This window comes from Microbacterium sp., assembly GCF_043427715.1.
Taxonomy (GTDB): Bacteria; Actinomycetota; Actinomycetes; order Actinomycetales; family Microbacteriaceae; genus Microbacterium.
Genome location: NZ_JBHWTD010000066.1, coordinates 1 through 3,344, shown reverse-complemented (window position 1 = coordinate 3,344; position 3,344 = coordinate 1). Strand labels below are relative to the sequence as shown.

Sequence of the window (3,344 nt, the reverse complement as noted above, 5' to 3'; positions counted from 1 at the left end):
ACAATGTGAGGAGCGGTCATCGTGATGATGCCTTTCGAGTGGAGGTAAGAGACTTCTCGAAGGATCACACGGTGACCGCGTCTACGTCGCATCCGACGAGCCCGGGCCACCGCGCGCTACACCACTATGCGGGACTCCACTACTGAGACGCTCACGGTGGGCGCCGGAACCATTGAAGGCGTCGCAGAGGAAGTGTGGACCTTCGCTGTCAGTGGGTATGCAGTACTCGAGCGGTGGCTCGCGTATCGCATGCGCGACCGAGCGGGAAAAGCGACGTCCGACCTCGACAAGCTGCGTCCAACCACGTGGTCCCTCACGAAAGAACTGCTCGACCTAATCAATACGATCGCCTACTTGCGGTCGGTCGAGTCCGAGCACGCAGCGCTGCTCGGCGAGGTCATGGATAGCAACCTGATCGACCCGCACACCATTGCCTCACCGGACGCCGCAGCACGCGTCGCCCCGACCGCGCAAGACTCCGCCGAGTTGGACATGCAGGCGTAGAAGCGGTCCCCCCACACTCACCCGTTCTGCCTCACGTGGGTAGTTGGATGAGTCCGCAGAGCGGGCATCGCCAGACTGGAGTGCTGAATCGCCCCGGGTCTCGTGGAGGGTCTGAAATCCCGAGAGGATGAGACCTATGCCAGCACCGAGGAAGTATCCGCCGGAGCTTCGTGAGCGTGCGATGCGGCTTGTTGCCGAGGCCAGGAAGGAAGATCCGGAGCTGTCGCTGAACGCGGCGGTAGTCCGGATCGGGCAACGTGTCGGGGTCAACGCCGACACGTTGCGTGGCTGGTGCAAGCAGGCCGCGATCGACGCGGGCGAGCGCCCTGGGACGACGACCAGCGAGGCGCAGCGCATCAAAGCGCTCGAGGCCGAAGTGCGCGAGCTGAAGCGTGCGAACGAGATGGCGGATTCAACCGGTCAACGCAACGGGTGCTGTGAGATGAAGCAGGCGCTGATCTCGGGAGGCATTCGTTGCAGGGCAAACATGGTCATCTCAGTCGCGAGCAGAAGCAGCTCGCGCTCCGTCTCCACTCGAAGGGGTGGCGGCTCATCGATATCGCCCGCGAGATCGGCTGCACGGCGCCGATGGTCGGCCGCATGGCGAGGGAGGGCCGTCACCTCGACGGGAAGCCGTTCGGCTGGGAGCCGCGCGAGGGGCATCTGACGGTCTTCGACCGTGAGGAGATCCTGGTCGGCCTCGCCCGCGGTGACACGCTTACTGCGATCGCGCGTGCCCTGGGACGCGCGGTGTCGACGGTCAGCCGCGAGGTCAAGCGCGGCGGCGGACGGGAGGAGTACTCGGCGTGGCGGGCGCACGAGGACGCACGAGAGCAGGCCCGCCGACCGAAGCCGTTCAAGCTCGACAGTGGACGGCTGCTCGAGGTCGTCACGACGCAGCTGGAGCAACTGTGGTCGCCGCAGGAAATCGCCGCGCGCTTACGTTTGGAGCATCCCGACAACCCGGAGATGCACGTGAGTCACGAGACGATCTACCAGTCCCTGTTCGTGCAGGGACGCGGGCAGCTGCGCCGCGAGCTCGCCCGCTGCCTGCGGTCGGGGCGGGCGGCACGGAAGTCGCGGACCGCGACGGACGGGCGGGGCCGGCTGCCAGGGATGGTGATGATCAGCGAGCGCCCCGCAGAGGTCGAAGACCGTGCCGTGCCGGGGCATTGGGAAGGCGACTTGATCCTCGGCGAGAACAGTCGCAGCGCCGTGGGAACCCTCGTCGAACGCAGCACCCGCCTCACACTTCTGCTGCACCTGCCCGACGGGAAGAGCGCCGACAAGGTGGAGGCCGCAATGCGCGAGGCGATCACCGCGCTTCCGGCGTCGCTGGCGCGGACGATCACCTGGGATCAGGGCGCCGAGATGGCCAAGCACGCCGAGTTCACCACAGCGACCGGCATCCCGATCTACTTCTGCGACCCGCACTCCCCGTGGCAGCGCGGAAGCAACGAGAACACCAACGGACTGCTACGCCAGTACCTGCCGAAGAGCACCGATCTGAGCATCGTCACCCGCGCTGAGCTGACCGCGATCCAGGACTCGCTCAACGGACGACCACGCAAAACGCTCGGCTATCTGACACCATCGGAGAAGTTCACAGAACTCATTGCGACCACCGCTTGAATCCGCCGATCCTGTTGGCGGCGTCCTCGTTTTTCGCGCGGGAGCTCGACCCGCGACTGCCGTGGTAGTTCAGTTCATCGACGATCATCGTGACCGGTTCGGGGTCGAGCCGATCTGCCGGGTGCTCACCGCGCATGCCGTGCCGATCGCCCCGTCCGGGTACTACGCGTTCAAGAAGCGTGCGCCGTCGGCGAGAGCTATCGCGGACGCGGAGTTGATCGTGCAGATCGAGCGGGTGTTCTGGGACCGCAAGCTGGGCCGCGGGATCAGCGGAGCCCGGAAGATCTGGCGGCTGCTGCGCCGCGAGGGCATCATCGTCGCCCGTTGCACGGTCGAAAGACTCATGCGGGAGCAGGGGCTGCGCGGGGTCCGTCGTGGGAAGCAGTTCATCACCACGAGAGCGGACGGGGCGTCGTTCCGGCCCCCCGATCACGTGCAACGCTGCTTCCGCGCGGACCGGCCGAACGAGCTCTGGGTCGTCGACTTCACGTATGTGCCGACGTGGTCGGGCATGGCATTCACCGCTTTCGTCACCGACGTGTTCTCGCGGAGGATCGTGGGCTGGCGGACCATGGACCGGATGCCGACCGATCTGCCCTTGGACGCGCTGGAGATGGCGCTCTGGGTCCGAGACCGGGCCGGTCAAGACGTCGCGGGAGTGATTCAGCACTCGGACGCGGGAGCTCAATACACCGCGATTCGCTACGCGGAGCGACTCGCGGACGTCGGCGCGATCGCGTCGATCGGGACGGTCGGCGACAGCTATGACAATGCCCTCGCCGAGAGCGTCGTCGGGCTCTACAAGACCGAGTGCGTGAAGATCGACGGCCCGTTCCGCACCGCCGATGAGCTCGAACTCGCCACGCTCTCCTGGGTGCACTGGTTCAACGAGAACCGCCTGCACTCATCGATCGGATACGTCACACCCATCGAGAAGGAGAACGAGTACTACCGTGAGAACAACCCCCAGCACCAGCCGGCGCTGGGAGAACTCGCCCTCCATTAAACCCGGGGCGATTCACATCAAAGTTCGTTCCTGGCGCGGCGCGTCGGCTGATGCACGGTCGTCTGGGCGTGGGGCTGCTGATGACAATCGCTGCCATCGGAGCAGTGCTGCTCGGACACGTCGGTGAAGCGGCGACTCTCGCGTTCCTCTTCTCACTGGCAGAAGCGCTGGAAGACCGCGCCATGGACCGGGCAAGAGAGGG

The 3,344-nt window shown here is 65.7% G+C and carries 3 protein-coding genes, 1 pseudogene and 1 other annotated feature; all 4 genes and pseudogenes read left to right on the top strand.

The window, feature by feature from the left end; genetic code table 11:
* Nucleotides 1-126 precede the first annotated feature (126 nt).
* Complete coding sequence (locus ACHFGS_RS07045; RefSeq protein WP_394280441.1) at nt 127-504, top strand: type ISP restriction/modification enzyme; 378 nt, start codon at nt 127-129, stop codon at nt 502-504.
* A gap of 127 nt (nt 505-631) precedes the next feature.
* A pseudogene (locus tag ACHFGS_RS07040) lies at nt 632-910 on the top strand (transposase); the annotation flags it as partial.
* A 68-nt stretch (nt 911-978) separates the two neighbouring features.
* Complete coding sequence (locus ACHFGS_RS07035; RefSeq protein WP_341580141.1) at nt 979-2,136, top strand: IS30 family transposase; 1,158 nt, start codon at nt 979-981, stop codon at nt 2,134-2,136.
* A 25-nt stretch (nt 2,137-2,161) separates the two neighbouring features.
* Nucleotides 2,162-2,290 (top strand) — a sequence feature (AL1L pseudoknot).
* The gene (locus ACHFGS_RS07030; protein ID WP_394280440.1) at nt 2,198-3,142 is read left to right on the top strand and encodes an IS3 family transposase; all 945 of its coding nucleotides are present in this window, start codon (nt 2,198-2,200) and stop codon (nt 3,140-3,142) included. (Overlaps the previous feature by 93 nt.)
* The last annotated feature ends 202 nt before the right edge of the window (nt 3,143-3,344 follow it).

Coding starts and splice junctions, on each gene's coding strand:
- ACHFGS_RS07045 (WP_394280441.1), top strand. CDS start 127: ATGCGGGACTCCACTACTGAGACGCTCACGGTGGGCGCCGGAACCATT.